This window comes from Halomonas alimentaria (genome assembly GCF_009902005.1).
Lineage (GTDB): Bacteria > Pseudomonadota > Gammaproteobacteria > Pseudomonadales > Halomonadaceae > Halomonas > Halomonas alimentaria.
In genome coordinates this window covers 1,295,503-1,317,925 of sequence record NZ_WUTT01000001.1, presented here as the reverse complement: position 1 = coordinate 1,317,925, position 22,423 = coordinate 1,295,503, and the positions used below count along the sequence as shown (strand labels likewise).

The following is a 22,423-nucleotide window of genomic DNA, read 5'->3' as shown; positions in this document are numbered from 1 at the left end:
ACTTAGCCTCCTGTCATCGTGTTGCCAGCACCGAAACGCTTCTGGTAGGCACGATAGGCAGACTTGGCGCCACGGTACGGAGAGGTTGCCGCACTGCCTGCTAAGCGTGCATCACGTTGAACGCCGCGATACTGACGGCGGATGGCTGAGGGACGCATCGCGGACATAGCAGAGCCCAGAGCGCCCTGAGTTGCCAATGCCACACCACCGCCCAATGCAGAAGCAATGGCCGGCACCTGCTTCAGCACGAGGATTCCAAGAGCAAAAAAAGCAATCAGATAGGCGCTTGTGGTCATACTGGCCATGCTGCCTGCCGAGGATTCCACGATGTTCATGAATGCTTCGCTGACATCGATGACCATGCGCCCAATGGCTGAACCTAAAACCAGCAGCATGCCGAAATTGATCACCATGCCCAGCCAGCTCTCGAAAAATCGTTGGGTGCTGTTAAACAGCAGGCCGATGATAAAGAGCGGGCCAATCGCCAGCAGCACTGTGGTAGCGACCTTGCTGGCCAGTAGGAGGAACGCCACTACAATAGCAACACCACCACCAAACACCATGATCAGAATTGCCACCAGATACATGCCGAAATCACCACTCATGACTCCCGCTTTATCCCAGGCCTGATCAGCTACGGCGAGAACGCGGGAGAACAGGCTGTCCAAAATGGCCGCTGCGCCTCCATTGGACCCCGTAATGACTGCTGCTACCTTTTCCGGGCCGTGAGCCAGTAAGTCCACCACGACGCCCATATAGGTACCGACCGTCAGCCCCAGCGTCATGATGAAGCCGATGCGAAGGATACGAAAAACGCCCTCCTGCAAGGGCTCACTGACCTTGCCAAACATCATCAAATAGCCCCAGATGGCAATCCAGACGATCAACATGCTGGTAAACATCGGAGTGATGTAAGCGATGAGGTCAGTAGCTGTGTTGACAATGTACTGGTCGAGTGCCTGATCAACGACGGAGAACATGCCTTCAAACAGGTTCATGAGCCCTCCTCGCTTTTGAGGCTAGACAGGTCGAGCTCGAAGGGCTCACCGCTAGACAGTGCCCGCTGCGCCTGTAGTGCATTAATGCAATTCGGCGTCTCCTGGAGTTCGCCAGGGTTGTTGCCACACGTCTCCAGGGTCACCTTGCGCTCGTCGTCATGCGCTTTGTACCAGTCCACGGTCTGCACCGGGCCAGTATCCGGGGTGTCATCAACGCACCCGGACTGCGCAACGCTGACCAGAACCAAAACGGCAATATTTCGTGCGCACGAAATTTTTCTGGTACTCATAAGGCCTCCTTACCAATCAAGCTCGAAAGGTTCCCCTGATGACGCGACACGCATCTGCTGAACCCGCTGAGCGTGAAGCGCCTGGTTGGCCTCGGCCTGCGAACGGAGCATGGACAGCTTGGCCATCTCGTTTTGCAGCATGACTTGTTCAGCGCCGATACGGGCCTGGAGGTCCAGAATGTCCTTCTGGTCCGGGCTGTTGTTGACCTCAGCCACCAAGCCGGTCAGCTCGCTGAAACGATCCTGAGCCTGTTCCAGGGACTTTTGGGACTGGCCAAGCCAGGTCGCCGTATTCTGGTTGCCGCTGTCGTACAGGTCCGCCACTTCATCGGACAGGCCGTGTTCGTTCGCCCCCCTGATGCCGGCGTCACTCAGCACCTGGTTAGGATCGACATTCACGGCGGTGTCATAGGCCGAGTCAATGACGTTCCCAAGGCCACGAACCCCGCTCATGCTATCCAGCTCCTTGTTGGCCGTTGCGAGCTGGCTTTTCAGTTGCTCGATTTGGTTAAGCATGTGCTGAACCTGCAAAATCTGCTGGGTCAGGCTCGACACATCGATCACGGGAATCCCGCCCGCCATGGCTGGCTGCGATAGTCCGATGGTGGCCGCGAGGGCGAGACCAGCCATTTTTCGTGCGCACGAAATTTTGTTGCTCATGATCAAACCTCCTTTTGACGATCCTGACGGGTCGCCTTGGCCTCCAGACGCCGTTTCGTTCTCTGGAGCGTGAGCGACCGCTTTTCAAAATCCAGACTTTTCAAGTCAATGGACTCCATCACCTCTTTCATCTCCTCGATGCAGGTGAAAAAGTCTTCGGGAAGGGCTTCCACCCCTTCGGTGAGAAAATCGCAAGCGTAACCGGCGATGATCACCAGAGTTTGAATCTCGCTCTGGATGGCATGCTGTTCGACCGCGTGTGACCGGTACAGCCGCGACAGGCCACTGTCGGTGTAGGCGGATGTGATACCCTGTTTGTTAGCCATGGATGCCTCCTATGCAGGCAATCGTGGTTAGGCGCGGTCGGGGCCATCACCCCCGTTCCGCGCCACTTGAATCCTATGTGCGGAGGGTTCTTCGCATTTCTTCTACTGCAGGAGCTCCAACCTTGTCACTGCCGTAATTTCTGGCTATGAGGTCTGCTCTTTGCTGGCCCAATAACTCAGCCAACTCCGCCCGAGTTAATTTTGATGCGGACCCAAGATAACCCTTGGCCTTGGCCGCCTCGCTTTTATTTCTTGATGTACTCTGTGTTGTATTCTCTGTAATAGATTTGCCCTTTGGTCGAATCAAGGTTTGACCATCCTGATCGCCAGATTGGCCAGAAGGGATAGTAGAATCGACCAAAGGGAAAAACTTGGAATTACAACCACTTCCAGAAGATCCTTCGTCGAGTTGGTCCGTCAAGAGCTCAAGCAGGCGCTCACAGTTCACTCGATACCAAATCTTTGCAGGAACGTCTCTTCTCTCTTCCTCAAGAACGCCAATTTCTACTAATGATTTTCTAGCATTGGCCTGCTGTTTCGGTGTCAATCCCGTTTCTGATTCCCAGCTATCTTCGCCTCGCTGATTTTTATAGAACCATCCATTACGTGCTTTCGTCGTTGAATTACGGCTCCAGTAAAAGGCTTGACTGAGAAAAACTGCACCAGGGACAGAAACACCAGGAAGAAGTGTGAAGGCAGTATAATAGCCAATCACCCTCCCCAGAATCTCCTGCACTACCGAAGGATTAATACGCGCCATATTCAGAAGGCTCCAAATTCAGGGCGTCTTTTACTTGGAGCGTCCGGAAATAGACACGGCGCCCCACCTTCACCATCGTTGGCTTCAGCTTTCGAGAGACCTCAGTATCTGAATAAAGAGAAACTCGCACACCATCGGGCGAACGACCAAGCAGGTCCGCCAGGTCAGTTATGCTCATTAGAAGGCCGAATCGCCCGACAAGATAGTCATCTACAGTCATGGTTAGCACCCATCAATCGAACGTTGACGAAACCTATGCTAGCCAATTTAAGACAAAGCTCAACCATGCCGGTTTTATAGGGAAATCAATATAATATACTTTGATCATCAATATATATCACTTTGACCATTTGACTTACATAGACAACCAAAAAGATAAATTATTTCAACATCTTGCAGATTAACAAAAATACACAATATTTTTTACCCCCTTCGCCTACAGACTCAGATCAGCGGCTCAGGCTAACTCTTGCAGGCGCCCCCCGGCTTTCCCTTGCGGCATGCCCAGGCGCTTATTTCGTATCGAACACTTAATACAATACAAAATACGATACAAAATATTATACAGAATATGATATGAAGCATGCCCGCCACACATCGCTGGCATAACATGGGCTAGCTTTGGGCAGGAGTTAAAGGGAGATTGGCTATTCAGCGGTAGTAATAGTAATAACATTACTATTACTACCGCAGCTTTACACCCAAGATGGTTTGGCTAGTAGTTTTGTATTCGGTCCAGCTTCGAGACAAGATCTTCTGCCCTTAAATGCGTATACCGCCGCAGCATCTGCATCGACTTATGGCCACTGATCGCGGCGACCTCCTGATCGGATAGCCCCGCCTCCACCAACCGGCTGACGGCCTCATGGCGTAGGTCGTGGAAGCGGAAGTCATCCAGTCGAGCTTGCTTCTTGGCCTGGTTCCAGAGCTTGGTGTAGGCGTAGGGGCCCCGCTTGCCATCCTTTCCAGGCTCACCAAAGAACACCAGGTCACAGTCAAGCGGGCGCACTGGGTTGTTCAACGCTTGCTTGAATACCTCGGTGGCGGCCTGAGTCAGCGGAACCAGGCGGGCTTCGTTGTTCTTGGTGTCGGTGAGTCGCACCACGCGGCGTTTCACGTCGACCTGGGAGCGAGTGAGGGTCAGGATCTCTGAGGAGCGCATGCCCGTCTCCAGGGCGATTCTTGCGATCCAGGCCAACATGGGATTGCTGTGCTGCCGTAGCACGGCGAACAGGCGCTTCTCCTCGTCGGCGCTCAGGCGCCGGTCGCGCCCTTCTCCAGGGCTGGGTTTGCGGATGTTTTGGACGGGGTTGTAGGTCAGGCCCAGACCCCATTCCTGGATGGCCACGGTGTAGAGATGGCCAAGCAGAGCGAGCTCCAGGCGCACGGTATTGGCGCTGATAGGCTGGCCACGATGGCCAATGCTGTTCAGGCGGGTGTCACGGAAGTTGGCAATCAGCTCCGGCGTCAGGGCCGCGAGGGAGTACTTGCCCAAGTGCTCGATCAGCGTGCTGGCCTTGTGGCGCTCGCTCTTTTGGGTGCTGGGCTTCTTGGTGGGGGTGACGTCGGCCAGGTAGCGCTTGAGGGCTGCTTCGAGCGTCATGCGCTCCGAAGCGCTGCGCTGGATATAGACACCACGCACCATTTCGTCTTCGGTGCGGCGTGCCCAGTCCTGGGCGTCTCGTTTGGTGCGGAAGGTCTTGGCGGTGGTGGGCCAGCCGGTCTTGCGGATGACGGCTTTCCAGCTACCGGCAGGGGTCTTGACGATGGTGGCCATGAAAGTCTCCAGGGGGCTGAAGGATCGGCACTGTACCGAAACTGTACCCTTGGACTATGGGACTCACCAGGTAAAAATCGTAAGGCGCTGATTTCATTGGTGGGCCCAGCTGGACTCGAACCAGCGACCAAGGGATTATGAGTCCCCTGCTCTAACCAACTGAGCTATAGGCCCTTTCAAGGAAGGTGCGCGAACGCGCCGACGTATGATAGCGAATGGCGATGAAGGTGGCCATAGCCGGCTGCCCTTGGTTTGCCAAACCACCCGACGCGGCACTTCCTTCGGCGGCCGCGGTCTGCAGGTGGCCTGCCCTTGTGGAGATCGACCGGTGCGACCTTTCCCCCCTTGCCGTTTTGCTGCCATTGGCACTGCCCTGTTCGCCCTGCTGCTGGCCCTGCCGGCAACTGCAGCCTGGGAGCTGGACCCCGCGCGTTCGCGGGTGGCCGCCACCGTGGTGCAGATCGCCCCGACGGGGCCCATTGCCCATCAGCACGAGGTGCGTCGCCTCGCCGGCAGCGCCGAGGCGGATGGCACCCTGCGCCTGCCCCTGCGGCTGGCCCAGAGCGACGTGATCGAGCGCATGGGATCGCTTCCGCCCTGGCTCTCCGGCCTCACCGAGCTGCCCCTGGCTACCGTGACCACCCGCTTCCCGCCCCACCGCCTGGAGGCGCTGGCCGTGGGCGAGTCGCTGGTGGAGGTGCTCGAGCTCTCGGTGCAGTCCGGCGGCACCACCCACCGCGAATCCCTGGCGGTGCACTTCACCCGCGAGGCACCCGGCCGGGTACGGGTCAGCAACGCCGAGCGGGTGGCGCTGGATGGCCGCGAGCTGATGGCCAACCCGACGCTTCGCTCGGTACTGCTGTTGCTGGGCTACGAGCAGATCGGCGACGAGGTGCCGGTCATTCTCGACGCCGTGCTGCTGCGGCGCTGAGGCAGGGAAAGGTCAGGTCGCGGAGATCCCGAGCACCGTGTAGGGCGCCTCGCAGGCGTGGCGCTCGTCGCGTTCGTCGACACTACCCAGGCCGAGGTGGCGGTCGTTATTGTAGGCGACGAACAGGCGATCATGGTCCAGCACCGCCAGGCCCTCGGCCTTGTGCTCGAACTCCAGCGGCAGGCCCGCCGGGGTGGTCACCAGGGTCGGGCTCTGGCCGGTTCGGAAATCCTCCAGGCCGATCACCCACAGGTAGCCGCCGATGCGCTCCTCGCCGGCCTCCTCCACCTCGAAGCTGTTCAGCAGGTAGAGCCGCGCGTGGTAGGGGTCGTACTCCAGGCTCGAGAGGCCGCAGTCGTAGCGGACCTCGGGATGCTCGCCCGGGTCGAAGGCATAGTGCTCACGCAGCGCATCGAGGAACACCAGGTTGCCGCTCTCGCTGATCTCGTAGTGGGCCCCCACCACCCGGCTCACGTAGGCGAAGTCGTCATGGGCCTGGCCCTGCTCGCGCACGCCGAACAGCAGCAGGCCATCGCCCCGCTCGCCGGGGATCGCGGCGAGCCCCTCGATCTTGTAGTAGGGAAAGCCGATGGCGGCGTTCAGCTTGTCGCGCAGTTCCAGCGAGCCCGCCACGCCGTCGCGCGGGTCGGGGTCCACCACCTGCACCCGGTCCGGTTCGCCCAGCGGCCAGATCAGCAGGTGGTTGTAGTCGTTCAGCGCGTGGCTCTCGTCATCGATGCGATCGAAGCCTGTGGTCGCCAGCACGTGGCGGCCATCGGCGGTCAGCGCGAAGTCCTCGTACTTCTCGGCCTGCTTGACCAGCGGCTGGGTAAAGTAGGTCAGCCGGCTGTCGTCGGGCCCCTCGGGGGTGAGGGGCACGGCGAACACCGCCGAGCGCGACTCACCTGGGATCGGCTTGTCGCTGGCCATCAGCAGTCGCTCGCCATCGTAGGCCACCGCCGAGACCTCGGCGTTCACCAGCCGCCCCTTGCCGTCCCTGAGGCCGGCGGGAAAGCAGTGGATGGTGCCCTGCTGCAGGATCTTCGCACTCACCATATCGTCGTCCTCCGGATTGATGGATGCCTCACCCTACTACACGGATCGGCGCTGAGCTTGCTCCCGTCTCGCTGCGCGCGGCGCCTACTGCGCTCGGGTTGAGACGACAGCCGCACGCCTTGCGGGGTGGACGGCGCTTCGGCGATGATGCCGGGGCCGCCTGTGGCGGCATTCCTCTGGCCACCAAACGAGACCTCATGTTCCTGCTGATTGCCTTTGCCGCCCTCTCCATCGGCGTCTCCTTCCTCTGCTCGCTGCTCGAGGCGGCGCTGCTCTCGATGACACCCAGCTACGTGGCCCAGGTGCGTGAGACCAACCCCAGGCTGCACGCCAGGCTCAACGACCTGAAGCGCAACATCGACCAGCCGCTGGCGGCGATCCTCACGCTCAACACCATCGCCCACACGGTGGGCGCCACCGGTGTCGGGGCCCAGGTTACGGTGGTGTTTGGCGAGGCCTGGCTGGGTGTCGCCTCGGCGCTGATGACGCTGCTGATCCTGTTTGTCTCCGAGATCATCCCCAAGACCATCGGCGCCACCTACTGGCGCCAGCTCTCCCCCATGCTGGCCTCCACGCTGAATGTCATGGTGTGGAGCCTGAAGCCGTTCATCTGGTTGTCGGAGCAGATCACTCGGCGCATCGGCAAGGACGCCATGGACACCGATATGCGCGGCGAGATCAAGGCGCTGGCGCAGATCGGCCAGGAGGAGAAGGCGCTGGATCCCGAAGAGACCCGAGTCATCGTCAACATCCTCAACCTGCACGACATCACCGTGAGGAGCGTGATGACCCCGCGCACGGTGTCGGTCACCGTGAAGCCGGGCATGACGGTGGCGGAGTTCGACGAGGCGCTCGGCCGCTCGCCCTTCACGCGCTTCCCGGTGATGGACGGCGGCGAGCAGGCGCTGGGCTATGTGCACAAGGCCGATACCTACCAGGCCGACGATGAGACCGCCCTCAAGACGCTGATGCATCCGGTCAAGACGATCCAGTCCGATGACAACGTCGAGCAAGTGTTCACCATGATGGTGCTCGATCGTCAGCACCTTTGCGTGGTCTACGACGACCTCGGCACCTGGGTCGGCCTGATCACCCTGGAGGATGTCATCGAGACGATCCTCGGCCAGGACATCGTCGACGAGACCGACAACGTCGCCAACCTGCGCAAGTACGCCCGCCAGCGCTGGACCAAGAGCCTCAAGAAGACAGAGGAGTAACTGGCTCCCACGCCGTCTATTTTTGATAACGATTATTGTTTGTATAATGGCGCTTTCCTCGGATCCGGTGGTCTCGCCATGCCCTCCTCCCTGGCCCGGCTCTACGTCGGCCCCCTGCAGCACCTCGCCCCGCCGGCGATCGCGCCGGTGGCGCCCGACGGCATGCCGGCCCGTGAGCTGCTCGACCCGGCCCGGCTGGACGCACTGCTGACGCGTTTTGGCGTCCAGTACGGTCGGGGGGATCGCCGGGCGGTGGCCTCGCTGTGGTCGAAGTGGCACTTCGCCGCCCTGATCGCCCATGGCCTGGCGACCAACCTGCTGCTCGAGCACGACCTGCCGCTGGGCCTGGACGAGCTTCATCTCGCGCAATCGCCCGAAGGAAAGACCACCGGCCTGGTGCTGCGCCATGCCGGCCGCCCCCTGGCCGAACTCGATCCCCACTCGCGCTTCGCCACCCTGCTCGACGCCCATTTGAGTCCGCTGATCGAGGCCCTGGCCGCGGTCACCGGCGCCTCGCCCAGGGTGTTCTGGAGCAACGCTGGCAACTACTTCGAGCACTTCGCCGGCGCCCTGGCCGACCACCCGATGGCCTCAGCGGACGTGGGTGAGCCCGCCCGGGCGCTGATGGCGAGCCGCACGCTGCCCGACGGGCGTCGTAACCCCCTCTATCGCCCAGTGCGCTATGTCGAGGGCGATGACGGCGCTCCCCGGCGGGTGCGTCGCCTGTGCTGCATCCGCTACCTGATCGATGAGCTGGGCGTCTGCGGCAACTGCCCGCTGGCCTGCCGAGGCCGGGCCCGTGCCGCCGAAACGTGCTGACCGCCTCACCAACGCCAGGGCCCACCCCGTTGCCGGGGTGGGCCCTGGTGGCATGCCGTTTACGACGAATAAGGATCAGTAGCGCCAGGTCAGGTTGGCCATGACGTGACGCGGTGCGCCGTGGAAGGCCTGGTCCCACTTGAGGCTGGTCAGGTACTCCTCGTCGCTGACGTTGTTGACGTTCAGCGAGCCGGTCAGGCTGTCGCTGAAGTCGTAGCTCGCCATCAGGTCGACCAAGGCATAGGCTCCCTGGCGGCTCTTGCCGTCGGCGAGGTCACGCCCACGCTCGATCTCATCCTGCCAGCGCAGCCGTGCCCCCACCTTGAGGGCATCCAAGGATGCCGGCCGATAGCTGGTGGTGGCGCGCACCAGGTGGCGCGGGATGTAGGTGTTGGTGGCGTCGCCCTCGACGTCCTCGACCTCCAGGTAGGTATAGCCGACGCTGGCCTGCCAGCCCGGGGCCAGCTCGCCGGCGAGCGTCGCCTCCACCCCTTCGCTGGTGATGCCGTCCCCGCCCGTATAGAAGGCGGTGCCATCCGGCCGGGTGCCCGCCGGCTGGGCGACGTTGTCCTGCTCGGTGCGGAACAGCGCCAGCGAGGCATCGGCGCCGCCGTCGAACAGATCGGCCTTGAGCCCGACCTCCTGGCTCACCCCGTCGACGGGATCGAGGTAGTCGCCGTTGCGGTCGATGGCGGTCTGGGGCTGGAAGATCTCGGTATAGCTGGCGTAGAGGGACGCCCGGTCGGTGACGTCGTAGATCAGGCCGGCATAGGGCGTCAGCACCCGGTCGTGGTCGCTCGCCTGGGAGACCCCGTACTGCTCGCCGGTGGTGTCGGCCCAGCTCAGCCGGGCACCCGCCACCGCGGTCCAGCGCTCGGCGAGGTCCAGCTTGGCCGCGCCATAGAGGCTGCGCTCCTTGACCGTGGCATCGCCGTCGGTGCCGGGGAAGGCCACCCAGGCGTCGGGCTCGGGGTAGCGGCCTTTCCAGTCGTCCAGCGGCGGGAGCCCCTGCCCGCCCGCGTCGAAGTCCGCCGTGGGATAGCGAGACTCCTGCTGGTTGCGGCTCTGGCTCCAATCCGTGCCCAGAACCAGCTGATGGCTGCGCCCGAAGGCCTCGATGTCACCTTTGGCATGCAGGTCGGCCACCCACTGCTCCAGGTGGCGGTCATACTGGCTGAGGGTCAGCTGCTCCTCGGCGATGCGCCCCGTCGTGGCATCGGGCGACCCGTAGATATACAACAGCTGGGTATCGGAGAGCATGTCCAGGTGGGTGAGCGTCCCCTTCAGCGACCAGCGATCACCGAGGGCCTGCTGCACCTCGAGGAAGCTGCGGTGGGTCTCCACGTCCCAGTAGGACCAGTCGGGTGCCGAGGAGGTCTCCACGTCATAGTCGGTGGGGTTGCCGGCGGGGTCATAGAGCGGCAGCGAGCCCCACATGTTGCCGTCGGTGTCGTTCTGCTGCCAGGTGTGGCCGAGGGTCACCAGGGTGCTGTCGCTGACATCGGCCTCCAGCACGCCATAGAGCAGCCCCCGCTCGCGGCTCAGCCGGTCGAGGAAGGAGTCGCTCTGCATCCCGGCCGCCACCAGGCGCCCGCGAATGCGCCCCGCATCGTCCAGGGGCCCGGCCACATCGGCCTCCAGGCGCCGCTGGTCCCAGGAGCCGACGCTCGCCGACACCGAGGCCTGGGGCACATAGGTGGGTCGCTTGCGCACGAAGTTGACCGTCGCCGCCGGATTACCCGAGCCGGACATCAGCCCGGTGGCGCCGCGCACCACCTCCACCCGGTCGTAGATAGCGGTGTCCATGTCGCCATGCACGTTGTTGTAGGGCATCGGCACGCGCACCCCGTCGACCTGGAAGTTGGAGATCTCGAAGCCCCGCGCCGTGTAGTAGGTGCGGTCCGTCTCCAGGCGCTCCACCGTGACCCCGGGCGTGCTCTCCAGGATGTCGTTGGTGGTGTCCAGGTTGAAGTCGTCGATCTGGGCCCGGGTCACGGTCGACACGGACTGAGGCGTCTCGCGGGGCGTCAGGTCGAGCCGGGTCGCGGTGCTGGTGAGCGGCACCCGGTAACGCTCCGTGCCCTCGGTGATGACCGACAGGGCCTCGGCCTCGACGGTCAGTGTCTCGAGTGCCTCGGCGGGTTCGGTTTCCTGGGCCAGCAGGGAAGGCGAGCAGAACAGGAAGGCACCGGCGGTGGCCAGGCCAAGGGCCCGGCGAACGGCCTGGGCCAGGGGGTCGATCCCGAACGGGTGGGCGGCAGTCTGGAACATGGGTGAGCAAGCCTTGGGTTCTTGTGTGCGAATTGAACGCGCATGGTAATCACTATCATTTATGCAAACAAGTAGGAATTTTTCTCATCTATAGTGGTGCTCATGGCCAGGACCTTATTGATACGCATTTTCAACACGGGTAAGGTAGCGCCCATCGCCCGCCCCGTCCGGGGCCCGCCGAAGGAGCGTCCTGCATGTTCGAACTGCGCGGAGCCGGTTTCGCCATCGCCGACCGGCCGCTGCTTGCCGCCACCGACCTCACTCTCGAGGGCGGCCGGGTGCATGGCCTGATCGGTCACAATGGCTCGGGCAAGTCGACCCTGCTCAAGCTGCTGGCTCGTCAGCAGCCGGTGAGCCAGGGCGAGCTGCACTTCGCCGGCCGGCCCCTCTCCCGCTGGGGCCAGCGCGAGTTCGCCCGCCGGGTGGCCTACCTGCCCCAGCAGCTGCCCGCTACCGAGAACCTGCTCGGCCGCGAGCTGGTGGCCATGGGCCGTTACCCCTGGCGCGGCCTGCTGGGCCGGCACACCCGCGAGGACGAGGCGGCCATCGACCGCGCCATCGCCGCCACCCACACCGAGGCCTTCGCCGACCGCCTGGTCGACACCCTCTCCGGCGGCGAACGCCAGCGCGTCTGGCTGGCCATGCTGCTGGCCCAGGGCAGCGATTTCCTGCTCCTCGACGAGCCCCTCGCCGCGCTGGACATCGCCCACCAGGTGGAGGTGCTGGCGCTGATCCGCCGGCTCAGTCAGACGCTGGGGCTCGGCGTGGTGATCGTGCTGCACGACGTCAACATGGCGGCGCGCTACTGCGACCACCTGGTCGCCCTGCATGGCGGGCGCGTGCTGACCCGGGGCACCCCGGCCGAGCTGATGGACGAGGCCACCCTGGAGGCGATCTACGGCATCCCCATGCGGGTGATGGCGCATCCCGCCGGCCACCATCCCGTCGCCCTGGTCCATGCCTGACGTGCCCGCCCGGCTGCTCCGCGGACTCGTGCCTGTGCTGCTGGCCCTGGCACTGGCGCCGATGCCTCGCGCCCAGGCCCAGCCGGCCATGGCCACCCTCGACTGGACCCTGGCCGAGACCCTGGTGGCACTGGGCGCCACGCCGGCCGGCGTCGCTCAGGTCGACGCCTACCAGGCCTGGGTCGGCACGCCGCGCCTGCCTGCTGCCACCGTCGATCTCGGCCTGCGCAGCCAGCCCAATCTGGAGCTACTGGCGAGCCTCGCGCCCGAGCGCATCCTGATCTCGCCGATGTTCGCCAACCTGGCGCCGCGGCTGTCGCGCATCGCCCCGGTCACGACCCTGCCGCTCTACTCCCCGGGCCGCGAGACCTGGCCCCAGCTGCTTGAGCTGACCCGTAAGGTCGGTCGCCTGGCCAACCGGCAGGCGGCCGCCGAGCGGCTGATCGCCGAGACGGAGACTCGCCTCGCGGCCCAGCGGCAACGGCTACCCGCGCGGGTGCCGCCGCTGCTGGTGGTGCAGTTCATGGACGAGCGCCACGTCCGGGTGTTCGGCGCGGGCGGCCTCTACCAGGCCGTGATGGCCCGCCTGGGGCTGGAGAATGCCTGGCGCGGCGAGACCAACGCCTGGGGCTTCTCGCTGGTGGGCCTGGAGCAGCTGGCCGGCCTGGAGGCTCGGCTGGTGGTGGTCGAACCCTACCCGGTGGGCGTCGAGGCGGCGCTTGCCGACAGCGGCCTCTGGCAGCAGCAGCCCAGCGTGCGCAACGAATCCCTGATCACCCTGCCCCCGGTATGGAGCTTCGGCGCCCTGCCCTCGGCGCAGCGCTTCGCCGAGCACCTGGTCGCCGCCCTGGAGGAGGCACCCCATGACGACTGAGGCCGCCCGCCGCCACGCCCCTGCCCTCGTCTGCCTGCTGCCGGGCCTGGCGCTGATGGCCCTGGTGCTGGGGTCGCTCGCCGAGGAGGGGCTGTTCGATGGCCTGCGCGCGCTGACCACCGTGACGCCGGCAAGCGCCGAAGCGCTGGTGCGCCACTACAGCTGGTGGCCGCGCCTGGCCATGGCGCTGCTGGCCGGCGGCGGGCTGGCCCTGGCCGGGGTGCTGATGCAGCAGGTGCTGCGCAATCCGCTGGCCGCCCCCACCACCCTGGGGGTGGCCAGCGGCGCCAACCTGGCGCTGATGGCCGCCACCCTGCTCGCCCCCGGCCTGCTACTGGTCGGGCGTGAATGGGTGGCCCTGGCCGGCGGCGCCGGTGCCATGGCGCTGGTCTTCGCCCTGACCTGGCGCCGCGGCCTCTCCCCCGCGGTGGTGGTCCTCGCCGGCCTAGTGGTCAACCTCTACGCCGGGGCGCTGGGCATGGTGCTGTTGCTCTTCCACCAGGAGATCCTCAAGGGGCTGCTGATCTGGGGCGCGGGGTCGCTTTCCCAGAACGGCTGGCATGACGCCGCCTTCCTGGCCCCGCGGCTGCTGCTGGGCGCCCTGGCGGCCTGGCTGCTGCTGCGGCCGCTGACGGTGCTCGAGCTCGACGACGCCAGCGCCAGGAGCCTCGGCGTCTCGCTGAAGCACCTGCGCCTGGCGGGGCTGGGGCTGGCGGTCTTCCTCACCGGCTGCGTGGTCAGCGTGGTGGGGGTGGTCGGCTTCATCGGCCTGGCCGCGCCCAATATCGTGCGCCTGGCCGGGGCGCGCCGCCTGGGAGCGCGGCTCGTCTGGTCGACGCTGCTCGGCGCCCTGCTGCTGGCCACCACCGATCTGCTGCTGCAGCGCTTCGCCGGCAGCCTGCCCACCCTGCTTCCCACCGGGGCCACCACGGCCGCCCTGGGGGCGCCGCTGCTGCTGTGGCTGATCCCCCGGCTGCGCCTGGAAGCCGGCCGCCCGCCCGCCAACGCCACGGCCCTGGCCCCGCGCCACCCCGCCCCCGGACGCCTGGCCGCGGGACTGGCCCTGGGCCTTGTCGTCGCCCTGCTGCTCGCCCTGCTGGTGGGCCAGGCGGCCGACGGCTGGTTCGCCACTGTTGAGGAGGCGGTGCTTGAGTGGCGCTGGCCGCGGCTGCTGGCGGCCGCGGCCAGCGGGGTGATGCTGGCGGTCGCCGGCACCCTGATCCAGCGCCTCACCGCCAATCCCATGGCCAGCCCCGAGGTGCTCGGCATCAGCGGAGGCAGCGCCATCGCCCTGATCGCGGCGCTCTTCCTGCTGCCCGCCCCCGACAACCTGGTCCTGGTCGCCGCCGGCACCCTGGGGGCGCTGGCAAGCCTCGCCGTGCTGGTCGTGCTCAACCGGCGCAGCGGCTTCATGCCCGAACGGCTGCTGCTCAGTGGCGTGGCGATCACCGCGCTGTTCGACGCCGTGCGTGCCATCGTGCTGGCCGGCGGCGACCCACGCGGCCAGCAGGTGATCGCCTGGCTCTCGGGCTCCACCTACTACGTCGACCCCGTCAGCGCGACAGTGGTGGCGGGCCTCGCCGTGGCGCTGGCCCTGGCGGCACGCCCCTTCGCCCGCTGGCTGGATATCCTGCCGCTGGGGGCGGCCACGGCCGCGGCCCTGGGAGTCAGGGTCGCGCGGGCCCGGCTGGCGTTGCTGCTGCTGGTCGCGCTGCTGACCGCCTGCGCCACCCTGGTGGTGGGCCCGCTCTCCTTCGTCGGCCTGCTGGCCCCCCATATGGCCCGGCTGGCGGGCTTCTCCCGGGCCCGCGCCCACCTGCTGGGGGCCACGCTGATCGGCGCCCTGCTGATGGTGCTGGCGGACTGGCTGGGCCGCCAGCTGCTGTTCCCCGCGGAGATCCCCGCCGGCCTGGTGGCCTCGCTGCTGGGCGGCGCCTACTTCATGTGGGGCCTGCGGCGCCGGTGACCGCGACGCTCGCCACTCGACGCCGGGCATGACGGCAAGGCGCCCTCCTTCACAGCGACCATCCCCGCCGCTACCGCCGACCTAACGGTCGGGAATCAGCCGGCCCGGCACGAAGCGCAGGAAGGCCAGCATGCCGAAGAGTTCCACCAGCGACTGGAAGACGACAACCACCACCGCGGCCTGCCAGCCCTGTGGCAGCGCCAGGGCAATGGGCAGCACCACGAAGGAGTTGCGGGTGCCGAGACTGAAGGTCAGGGTCCTGGCCGCCGGCGGCGAAAGCCCGAAGAGCCGCCCCAGCGTCAGCCCCAGCAGTGCCGCCAGCGCCAGGTAGCCGACGAAGAGCGGCAGCACCTGCAGCAACACCCCGCTCACCCCTTCCATGCCGGCAACCTGGGTCGCCGCTACCAGTAGCAGCACCGCGGCGAGCAGCGGCACGGGCAGCCAGCCCAGGCCCGCCACCAGGCGGCGGACGGCGGCATGGCGTCTGGCCAGGCGCTCGGTCAGCCAGGCCGCCGCCAGCGGGGCGAGGATCAGCCCGACGAAGGCGGCGAGCAGCGGCCCGCCGATGGCGACCCGGGCCCACTCCGTGCCCAGAAAGAGCCAGAGATAGGCCGGCAGGGCCACCAGCTGTACCAGCAGCAGCAGGGGTGTGGCGGCGATGGCCCGGGCCGCATCCCCCTTGCCCAGATGGGTGAAGCTGATAAACCAGTCGGTGCAGGGCACCAGCAGCACCAGCAGCACGCCGAGCTTTACGGCAGGCGCCAGCGGCAGCGCCACCACCAGGCTGCCGACGATCAGCGGCATGAGCAGGAAGTTGCCGAGTACCAGTGCCGTGGCGAAGCGCCAATCCTTCAAGGCCAGGCCCAACCGACTCAGTGGCACCTGGGTGAAGGTGGCGTAGAGCAGCACGGCGAGCAACGGCCAGAGTGTGCGCTCCAGGCCGGCGGCGGTAGCGGGACGCAAGAACCCCAGGCCCAGCCCGATCAGGATCGCCGCCAGATAGAGCCAAACCTGGTGGCGTTCCAGCGCCTCACGCATTCGGTGCCTGCCCCTCGATGCCATCTGCCAGCAGCGCCCCGGTCTGCACCCGCCACTGGGCGGCGTAGCGCCCGTCGGCCTCGAGCAGGCTCTGGTGGGTGCCGCGTTCGGTGACCCGCCCGCCCTCGATCACCACGATCTCGTCGGCGTGGACGATGGTGGAGAGGCGGTGGGCGATCATGATCACGGTGCGACCGTGACCGATGCGGCGCAGCGAGCGCTGGATAGCAGCCTCGGTCTCGTTGTCCACGGCGCTGGTGGCCTCGTCCAGCACCAGGATGGGCGGGTCCTTGAGCAGCGCCCGGGCCAACGAGAGGCGCTGGCGCTGGCCACCGGAGAGGCGCACGCCGCGCTCGCCCACCGAGGTGTCGAGCCCCCGGGGCAGCGCCTGGATGAACTCCCACGCCTCGGCGGTCCTGGCCGCCTCGACGATGGCGTCCTCCGCGGCGTCCGGTTTCCCGTAGGCGATATTGTCACGCACGCTGCCCTCGAACAGGTAGACGTCCTGGCTGACCAGGCCGATGGCGCCGCGCAGGGAGGCGAGGCTCACCTCACCGATGGGCTGGCCGTCGATCAGCACCCGCCCGGCGCCGGGGTCGTAGAAGCGCAGCAGCAGCTTGATCAGGGTCGACTTGCCGGAGCCGGTGGCGCCCACCAGGGCCAGGGTGTGGCCGGCCGGCACCTCCAGGCTGACGTTCTCCACGCCCACTTCGCTCGCCGCATAGCGAAAGCTCACGCTCTCGAAGCTCACCTCACCCCGCAGCGGCTCGGCCAGCGGCACGCCGGCGTTATCACGCACCTTGATCGGCTCCGCCAGCAGATCGAGGATGCGTCGGGTGCTGGCCATGGCGCGCTCGAAGAGGTCAATCACCTCGGCCAGGCCCGTCAGCGGCCAGAGCAGGCGCTGCGTGAGGAACACCAGCACGCCGTAGGCACCCACGTTGAGTTCGCCCTTCAGCGCCAGCATCCCGCCCACGGTAAAGGTGGCCAGGAAACCGGCCAGGATCGCCATGCGGATCACCGGGATGAAGGCAGAGCTCACCCGGATGGCCCGGCGGTTGGCCTCCACATAGGCCTCGCTGACCCGGTGCAGGCGTTCGGCCTCGCGGGCCTCGCTGGTAAAGCTCTTGATGGTGGCGATACCGGCCAGGTTGTTGGCCAGCCGACTGGCCAGGTCACCCACCTTCTCGCGCACGTCGGCGTAGAGCGGCCCCGCCTTGCGCTGGAAGTAGAAGGCACCCCAGATGATCAGCGGGATCGGCGTGAAGGCGAGCAGCGCAATCAGCGGCGAGATGACGAAGAACACCGCACCCACCGCCACCACGGTGACCCCCACCTGGATCAGCGAGTTGGCACCACCGTCGAGGAAGCGCTCCAGCTGGTTGACGTCGTCGTTCATGGTGGCCACCAGCTGGCCGGAGCTCTTCGACTCGAAGTAGGCCATGTCCAGGCGCTGGGCGTGCTCGTAGGTGTCCAGGCGCATGTCGGCCTGGAGGCGCTGGGCGAGGTTGCGCCACAGGATCTTGTAGAGGTACTCGAACAGCGACTCGCCGGCCCAGATGAAGAAGGTCAGGATCGCCAGAACGAATATCTGCTCCTGAGCCGAGGTGAAGCCCGCCCGAGCCACGAAGCTCTCCTCCTGATTGACCACCACATCGATGGCCACACCGATCAGGATCTCCGGCGCGATATCGAAGAGCTTGTTGATGATCGAGCAGGCACTGGCGGCGATGATGCGCCGACGGTAGCCGCGGGCGTAGCGCAGCAGGCGCACCAGCGCCTGGAAGCTGTTGGGAGTCGCCGGGGTGGAGGTCATGGGGAGTCCTTGTGGTTGACCCGGGCAGGATAGCGACGCACACCGCCTCGCTCCAGCGTGCCCGGCCCCTTGGGTCGAGGTGGCACACTGGCTTCACAGGGGTAGGCAGCGAACAAATTTGTGAGAAATACTATCATTTGATTCTTAATGTCGGCTAGAATCCTTGCGCCTTTGATAATCAATATCATTCAAGGATTGACATGAACCGCATCACACCCAACGCTCTGGCCAGCGCCGTGGCCCTGGCCGCCACCGCCTCTGCCCTTCCCGCCCTGGCCCAGGAGAGCCAGCGGCTGGACAACATCGTGGTCACCGCCGCCGGTTTCGAGCAGGCCATGGCCGAAGCCCCTGCCAGCATCTCGGTGATCAGCCGCCAGGAGCTGGAGGAAAAGCGGGTCACCAGCATCGCCGACGCCCTGCGCGACGTGGAAGGCGTCGATGTGGGCGGCCAGGTGGGCAAGACCGGCGGACGCAACATCAGCATCCGTGGCATGCCCAGCGACTACACCCTGATCCTGATCGACGGCCGCCGCCAGAATACCGCCGGCAGCGTCACGCCCAACGGCTTCGGCGAAACCGCGACCAGCTTCATGCCGCCGGTCTCGTCCATCGAGCGCATCGAGGTGATCCGCGGCCCGATGTCGACCCTCTACGGCTCAGACGCCATGGGCGGGGTGATCAATATCATCACCCGCAAGGTAGGCAAGGAGTGGAGCGGCTCGGTGCAGGCCGAAACCACCCTCAACGAGCATGATGAATACGGCGACAGCCGCGAGACCAGCCTCTATGCCAGCGGTCCGCTGGTCGAGGAGACCCTTGGGTTGCAGGTACGCGGCCGCTTCCATGAGCGTGATGCCTCGACCCTGACCTATACCGAGGCGGACGGTACCGAGGTCCCGGTCAGCCAGCGCGGGCCGAGCCCCGTAGAAGGCGACATCTACAGCCTGGGCGCCAAGCTCACCCTGACCCCGCACGAAGACCACGAGCTGTGGCTCGATGGCGAGACCAGCCGCCAGCGCTTCAACAACGATGACTGCCAGTTGGGCACTCTGGACGGGCGCACCCGCAGCTGCGAACCCGCCCCGGGCGAGGCCAACGGCTACAGCGATGAGCTGCGCTTCGAGCGCAACCAGCTCGCCATCGGGCATACCGGGCGCTTCGCCTCCGGCACCCTGGAATCGAGCCTGATGCGCAATACCACCGAGACCACTGGGCGCACCATCCCCGGCACTCAGGGCCAGCCCTATGAAGGCTTCCCGGGTATCGTGGGCGGCGATGATCGCGAGCTCGAGACCACCAATACCGTCCTCGACAGCAAGTTCACCATGCCCCTGGGCGACCATATGGCCACGATCGGTGGTCAGTGGATGGACTCCGAACTGACCGACGGACTGGCCACCGAGGCCTTCTCGCAGACCACCTGGGCGCTGTTCGCCGAGGACGAGTGGTGGCTGGCCGAGGACTGGGCGCTGACCCTGGGCGGGCGCTACGACCACCACGACGCCTTCGGCAGCCAGTTCAGCCCGCGCGGTTATCTGGTCTGGAGTGCCAGCGACGACTGGACCCTGAAGGGCGGCGTGAGTCGCGGCTACAAGACGCCGTCGCTCAATGACCTGCACGATGGCGTCAACGGCGTGACCGGCCAGGGCACCATCCTGACCATCGGCAACCCCGACCTGCAGCCGGAGAAGAGCACCAGCAGCGAGCTCGCCGCCCAGTACGACAACGGTGAGGGCTTCATGGCCAGTGCCACGCTGTTCCACAACCGCTTCGACGACAAGATCGCCGCCGGACCGGATATCACGATCAGCGGCGATCCGGGCATACCGGACGGCACCTACTCCCAGGACATCAATATCGATGAAGCCGAGACCCAGGGCATCGAGCTCTCCACCCGGATCCAGCTCTCGGAGCGCGTCAACCTGAGTGCCAACTACACCTACACGGACAGCGAACAGAAGAGTGGCGAGCAGCAGGGCGAGCCTCTGACCGATACCCCGGAGCATGCGGTTAACGGCACCCTGCGCTGGCAGACTACCGAACGGCTGAGTACCTGGCTCTCCGGTGAATACCGCAGCGAGCGCTACCGCAACCGTGAGCGGGTCCGCGGCGCCGCCTCCTACGACGACCTGGGCGATTTCGAATCCTACGCCCTGTTCCATCTGGGCGGCAGCTACCGGGTCTCCGACGCCTTCACCGTCAGCGCCACCGTCCAGAACCTGTTTGACAAGGACTTCGTCGATTACCGCGCCTACGACGGCGGTGCGGAATACGGCAACGTCTACGCCAACAGCGAAGAGGGGCGCCGCCTCTGGCTCTCCGCCCGCTACACCTTCTGAGCTGAGGCACCGATCGGCGGCCGCCTTGCCAGGCCGGCCGCCGCTTCCGACAATAGTCGCCCGCTCTTTACCTCAGGGACGACCGCATGCTTGCCGAACTCTTCGCCGTAATGGCCCCGGTGCTTACCGGCGCCGGTCTGGGCTATCTCTGGATCCGCCTGGGTCAGCCCTACCCGGTGGAGTTCGTCACCCGGCTGGTCTTCAATATCGGCACCCCGGCGCTGATCATCGCCTCGCTGGCCAACGCCGAGATCGAGGCCGGCAACGTCGGCCGCACCATGCTGGCCGCGGCCCTGGTGATCATGGCCATGGCCGCGGCTACCCCGCTGATGGCGCGCCTGCTGGGCAAGGAGTGGCGGGTGGTGCTGGCCCCCATGATGTATCCCAATACCGGCAACATGGGCCTGCCGGTAGTGCTCTACGCCTTCGGCAGTGCCGGCTTCGCCTATGGCATCACGGTGATGGTCACCGTGTCGCTGTTCCAGTTCACCGTGGGCTCGGTGATGGCCAGCCGGGACAACCCGCTGCGCACCCTGGTGCGAACCCCCACGGTCTACGCCATTGTCATCTCGCTTACGCTGCTGCTCACCGATACCGCCCTGCCCCTGTGGCTTGCCAACAGCGTCGACCTGATCTCGGGTTTCACCGTGCCGCTGATGCTGATCACCCTGGGGGTCTCGCTGGCCAGCATCCAGGTCCGCAGCCTCAAGTCCGGGGTCGGCTTCAGCCTGCTGCGCATTCCGGTGGCAGCGGCCCTGGCCTGGGGCATCGGTTCCCTGCTCGAACTTCCGGCCATGGCCCAGGGCATCCTGGTGCTGCAGATGAGCATGCCGGTGGCGGTGTTCAACTACCTGTTCGCCCAGAAGGCGCGGCGCGAGCCGGAGTATGTGGCAAGCCTGGTGTTCTGCTCGACCCTGCTCTCGCTGCTCTACCTGCCGCTACTGCTGGCCTGGCTGATGTAGCCCGAGCTGCGGTGGATGTCCGCCTGTCGATCTATGCTGGTGGAGAGATACCCGACACGTCCCGCAAGGAGATGACCATGCCGGCCATGCTTCATAGAGCGACCACCGCCCTGCTGCTCGTCGGCCTGGGCCTGGGAGGCCTGCTCACGACCAGCCTTTCCCAGGATAACCACGCCCAGGCCGCCGAGACGCTGGTCGAGCGGCTCGAGAGCGACCATCACGCCCTGCACCTCGAGCGCATCGCCACGGGGCTCGAGCACCCCTGGTCGCTGGCCTTCCTGCCGGATGGCGACCTGCTGGTCAGTGAGCGCCCGGGGCGCCTGGCACGCATCGACCAGGCGGGGGAGATCACCCGCCTCGCCGGTGTGCCAGCGGTGAGCACCCGGGGCCAGGGCGGCCTGCTCGATCTTGCCCTGCATCCCGACTTCGGCGAGGAAGGCGGTGGCAATGACTGGCTCTACTTCACCTGGAGCCAGCCCGGCAACGGCGGCAGCGCCACCACCCTCTCCCGCGCCCGTCTGAGCGAGGACGCCCTGACCGACGTCGAGACGCTATTTGTGCAGGACCGTTTCTCCGCCCCCGGGCGACACTACGGCTCGCGGCTGGCCTGGCTCCCTGACGGCACCCTGCTGATGAGCATCGGCGACCGCGGCCGCGAACCGCCCCGGGCCCAGGATGGCAACGACCATGCCGGCAGCGTGCTGCGCCTGACCGACAGCGGCGGCGTGCCCGAGGACAACCCCTTCGTCGGCGACGACGCGGTGCTCGACGAGCTCTACACCCTAGGCAACCGCAATCCTCAGGGGCTCACGGTCGCCGCCGACGGCACCGCCTGGTCCACGGAGCATGGTCCGCGCACCGGCGACGAACTCAACCGACTGGTGGCCGGCGAGAACTACGGCTGGCCGGTGGTGAGCCGCGGTAACGACTACGCCACCAACCAGCCCATCGGCCGCGACAGCGCCCCGGGCATGCGTGACCCGCTGCATGTCTTCGCAGGGCGCTTCGCCCCCTCGGGGCTGGCCGAGGTCAGCGGCGACACCTTCCCTGCCTGGCAGGGCCACCTGCTGGCCGGCGGCCTGGCCAGCGAAAGGCTGGTACGCCTGGCCCTGGACGGCGACGACGTGGTCGAACGCGAGGTGATCCTCGAGGGTGAGATCGGCCGCATCCGCGACGTGCGCCAGGGCCCGGACGGCTCCATCTACCTGCTCGAGGATGCCGCTCGTGGCGCACTCTATCGGCTGACGCCGGTGGCTCCCTAGCGTAGCCTCGTCCTCCTCTTCCCTTCCCTGCTGCTGTTTTGCCTGGCGTTACCGCCAGGCTTTTTAATTTGAATGATCATTCAAAAAAACGTAGGG

The 22,423-nt window shown here is 65.8% G+C and carries 19 protein-coding genes and 1 tRNA gene; 9 read left to right on the top strand and 11 right to left on the bottom strand.

Translation table 11 applies throughout. The features are described from left to right. Window positions 1-2: 2 nt before the first annotated feature. The 7 genes from GRB96_RS06305 to GRB96_RS06275 all read right to left on the bottom strand — a co-directional run bounded on the left by GRB96_RS06305 (window position 3) and on the right by GRB96_RS06275 (window position 4,985). A complete protein-coding gene (locus tag GRB96_RS06305; RefSeq protein ID WP_161431339.1) occupies window positions 3-998 on the bottom strand; it encodes a TrbL/VirB6 family protein in 996 nt (331 codons plus the stop codon). Continuing rightward, entirely contained in the window at window positions 995-1,288 is a 294-nt protein-coding gene (locus GRB96_RS06300) for an EexN family lipoprotein (RefSeq protein WP_161431338.1), read from the bottom strand. The genes GRB96_RS06305 and GRB96_RS06300 overlap by 4 nt, the downstream gene beginning before the upstream one ends. 9 nt (window positions 1,289-1,297) lie before the next feature. After that, window positions 1,298-1,948: a TrbJ/VirB5 family protein gene (locus tag GRB96_RS06295; RefSeq protein WP_161431337.1), complete on the bottom strand. Its 651-nt coding sequence runs from the start codon at window positions 1,946-1,948 to the stop codon at window positions 1,298-1,300. A gap of 2 nt (window positions 1,949-1,950) precedes the next feature. After that, window positions 1,951-2,274, bottom strand: a complete 324-nt coding sequence (locus tag GRB96_RS06290; protein ID WP_161431336.1) for a hypothetical protein — start codon at window positions 2,272-2,274, stop codon at window positions 1,951-1,953. Between the two features lie 73 nt (window positions 2,275-2,347). Next, the gene (locus tag GRB96_RS06285) at window positions 2,348-3,034 is read right to left on the bottom strand and encodes a hypothetical protein (RefSeq protein WP_161431335.1); all 687 of its coding nucleotides are present in this window, start codon (window positions 3,032-3,034) and stop codon (window positions 2,348-2,350) included. A gap of 715 nt (window positions 3,035-3,749) precedes the next feature. Further along, entirely contained in the window at window positions 3,750-4,811 is a 1,062-nt protein-coding gene (locus GRB96_RS06280; RefSeq protein WP_161431334.1) for a tyrosine-type recombinase/integrase, read from the bottom strand. A gap of 97 nt (window positions 4,812-4,908) precedes the next feature. Continuing rightward, window positions 4,909-4,985 (bottom strand) — tRNA-Ile (locus GRB96_RS06275). A gap of 154 nt (window positions 4,986-5,139) precedes the next feature. On the opposite strand from GRB96_RS06275, the gene GRB96_RS06270 reads away from it, so the two are divergent. After that, on the top strand, window positions 5,140-5,742 hold the full coding sequence (locus GRB96_RS06270) for a hypothetical protein (RefSeq protein WP_338074015.1): 603 nt from the start codon (window positions 5,140-5,142) through the stop codon (window positions 5,740-5,742). Window positions 5,743-5,754: 12 nt separating this feature from the next. Here GRB96_RS06270 and GRB96_RS06265 read toward each other — a convergent pair whose 3' ends face one another. Next, a complete protein-coding gene (locus GRB96_RS06265; RefSeq protein ID WP_161431333.1) occupies window positions 5,755-6,798 on the bottom strand; it encodes a hypothetical protein in 1,044 nt (347 codons plus the stop codon). Between the two features lie 197 nt (window positions 6,799-6,995). Here GRB96_RS06265 and GRB96_RS06260 point away from each other — a divergent pair, with 197 nt between their 5' ends. Both GRB96_RS06260 and fhuF read left to right on the top strand, forming a co-directional pair. Next, window positions 6,996-8,015 (top strand): CNNM domain-containing protein, encoded by a 1,020-nt coding sequence (locus GRB96_RS06260; RefSeq protein ID WP_161431332.1) that lies wholly within the window; start codon window positions 6,996-6,998, stop codon window positions 8,013-8,015. A 78-nt stretch (window positions 8,016-8,093) separates the two neighbouring features. Then, window positions 8,094-8,834, top strand: a complete 741-nt coding sequence (gene fhuF / locus GRB96_RS06255; protein ID WP_161431331.1) for a siderophore-iron reductase FhuF — start codon at window positions 8,094-8,096, stop codon at window positions 8,832-8,834. A 75-nt stretch (window positions 8,835-8,909) separates the two neighbouring features. Here fhuF and GRB96_RS06250 read toward each other — a convergent pair whose 3' ends face one another. Then, window positions 8,910-11,105 (bottom strand): TonB-dependent siderophore receptor, encoded by a 2,196-nt coding sequence (locus GRB96_RS06250; protein ID WP_161431330.1) that lies wholly within the window; start codon window positions 11,103-11,105, stop codon window positions 8,910-8,912. A 194-nt stretch (window positions 11,106-11,299) separates the two neighbouring features. On the opposite strand from GRB96_RS06250, the gene GRB96_RS06245 reads away from it, so the two are divergent. Genes GRB96_RS06245 through fhuB form a run of 3 tightly spaced genes read left to right on the top strand, consistent with a single transcriptional unit; the run spans window position 11,300 to window position 14,910 of the window. After that, window positions 11,300-12,070 (top strand): ABC transporter ATP-binding protein, encoded by a 771-nt coding sequence (locus GRB96_RS06245; protein WP_161431329.1) that lies wholly within the window; start codon window positions 11,300-11,302, stop codon window positions 12,068-12,070. Then, window positions 12,063-12,944, top strand: coding sequence for an ABC transporter substrate-binding protein (locus tag GRB96_RS06240; protein WP_161431328.1), 882 nt, complete (start codon window positions 12,063-12,065; stop codon window positions 12,942-12,944). Before GRB96_RS06245 ends, GRB96_RS06240 begins: the two co-directional genes overlap by 8 nt. Then, window positions 12,934-14,910, top strand: coding sequence for a Fe(3+)-hydroxamate ABC transporter permease FhuB (fhuB, locus tag GRB96_RS06235; RefSeq protein WP_161431327.1), 1,977 nt, complete (start codon window positions 12,934-12,936; stop codon window positions 14,908-14,910). The genes GRB96_RS06240 and fhuB overlap by 11 nt, the downstream gene beginning before the upstream one ends. An 81-nt stretch (window positions 14,911-14,991) precedes the next feature. On the opposite strand, the gene GRB96_RS06230 is transcribed toward fhuB, so the two are convergent. Together GRB96_RS06230 and GRB96_RS06225 are read right to left on the bottom strand one after the other, a co-directional pair. After that, window positions 14,992-15,948, bottom strand: a complete 957-nt coding sequence (locus GRB96_RS06230; RefSeq protein WP_161431326.1) for an arsenic resistance protein — start codon at window positions 15,946-15,948, stop codon at window positions 14,992-14,994. Beyond that, a complete protein-coding gene (locus GRB96_RS06225; protein WP_161431325.1) occupies window positions 15,941-17,764 on the bottom strand; it encodes an ABC transporter ATP-binding protein in 1,824 nt (607 codons plus the stop codon). The genes GRB96_RS06230 and GRB96_RS06225 overlap by 8 nt, the downstream gene beginning before the upstream one ends. 200 nt (window positions 17,765-17,964) lie before the next feature. Between GRB96_RS06225 and GRB96_RS06220 the strand changes: the two genes are divergently transcribed. The 3 genes from GRB96_RS06220 to GRB96_RS06210 all read left to right on the top strand — a co-directional run bounded on the left by GRB96_RS06220 (window position 17,965) and on the right by GRB96_RS06210 (window position 22,327). Then, on the top strand, window positions 17,965-20,103 hold the full coding sequence (locus tag GRB96_RS06220; RefSeq protein WP_161431324.1) for a TonB-dependent receptor domain-containing protein: 2,139 nt from the start codon (window positions 17,965-17,967) through the stop codon (window positions 20,101-20,103). An 86-nt stretch (window positions 20,104-20,189) separates the two neighbouring features. Further along, window positions 20,190-21,065 carry an AEC family transporter gene (locus GRB96_RS06215; RefSeq protein ID WP_161431323.1) on the top strand — a complete coding sequence of 292 codons (876 nt, stop codon included), beginning with the start codon at window positions 20,190-20,192 and terminating at the stop codon, window positions 21,063-21,065. Between the two features lie 77 nt (window positions 21,066-21,142). Beyond that, the gene (locus GRB96_RS06210) at window positions 21,143-22,327 is read left to right on the top strand and encodes a PQQ-dependent sugar dehydrogenase (RefSeq protein WP_240894136.1); all 1,185 of its coding nucleotides are present in this window, start codon (window positions 21,143-21,145) and stop codon (window positions 22,325-22,327) included. Window positions 22,328-22,423: the final 96 nt, after the last annotated feature.

Coding starts and splice junctions, on each gene's coding strand:
- GRB96_RS06215 (WP_161431323.1), top strand. CDS start 20,190: ATGCTTGCCGAACTCTTCGCCGTAATGGCCCCGGTGCTTACCGGCGCC.
- GRB96_RS06210 (WP_240894136.1), top strand. CDS start 21,143: ATGCCGGCCATGCTTCATAGAGCGACCACCGCCCTGCTGCTCGTCGGC.
- GRB96_RS06265 (WP_161431333.1), bottom strand. CDS start 6,798: ATGGTGAGTGCGAAGATCCTGCAGCAGGGCACCATCCACTGCTTTCCC.
- GRB96_RS06230 (WP_161431326.1), bottom strand. CDS start 15,948: ATGCGTGAGGCGCTGGAACGCCACCAGGTTTGGCTCTATCTGGCGGCG.
- GRB96_RS06305 (WP_161431339.1), bottom strand. CDS start 998: ATGAACCTGTTTGAAGGCATGTTCTCCGTCGTTGATCAGGCACTCGAC.
- GRB96_RS06220 (WP_161431324.1), top strand. CDS start 17,965: ATGAACCGCATCACACCCAACGCTCTGGCCAGCGCCGTGGCCCTGGCC.
- GRB96_RS06240 (WP_161431328.1), top strand. CDS start 12,063: ATGCCTGACGTGCCCGCCCGGCTGCTCCGCGGACTCGTGCCTGTGCTG.
- fhuB (WP_161431327.1), top strand. CDS start 12,934: ATGACGACTGAGGCCGCCCGCCGCCACGCCCCTGCCCTCGTCTGCCTG.
- fhuF (WP_161431331.1), top strand. CDS start 8,094: ATGCCCTCCTCCCTGGCCCGGCTCTACGTCGGCCCCCTGCAGCACCTC.
- GRB96_RS06260 (WP_161431332.1), top strand. CDS start 6,996: ATGTTCCTGCTGATTGCCTTTGCCGCCCTCTCCATCGGCGTCTCCTTC.
- GRB96_RS06225 (WP_161431325.1), bottom strand. CDS start 17,764: ATGACCTCCACCCCGGCGACTCCCAACAGCTTCCAGGCGCTGGTGCGC.
- GRB96_RS06295 (WP_161431337.1), bottom strand. CDS start 1,948: ATGAGCAACAAAATTTCGTGCGCACGAAAAATGGCTGGTCTCGCCCTC.
- GRB96_RS06285 (WP_161431335.1), bottom strand. CDS start 3,034: ATGGCGCGTATTAATCCTTCGGTAGTGCAGGAGATTCTGGGGAGGGTG.
- GRB96_RS06300 (WP_161431338.1), bottom strand. CDS start 1,288: ATGAGTACCAGAAAAATTTCGTGCGCACGAAATATTGCCGTTTTGGTT.
- GRB96_RS06250 (WP_161431330.1), bottom strand. CDS start 11,105: ATGTTCCAGACTGCCGCCCACCCGTTCGGGATCGACCCCCTGGCCCAG.
- GRB96_RS06290 (WP_161431336.1), bottom strand. CDS start 2,274: ATGGCTAACAAACAGGGTATCACATCCGCCTACACCGACAGTGGCCTG.
- GRB96_RS06245 (WP_161431329.1), top strand. CDS start 11,300: ATGTTCGAACTGCGCGGAGCCGGTTTCGCCATCGCCGACCGGCCGCTG.
- GRB96_RS06280 (WP_161431334.1), bottom strand. CDS start 4,811: ATGGCCACCATCGTCAAGACCCCTGCCGGTAGCTGGAAAGCCGTCATC.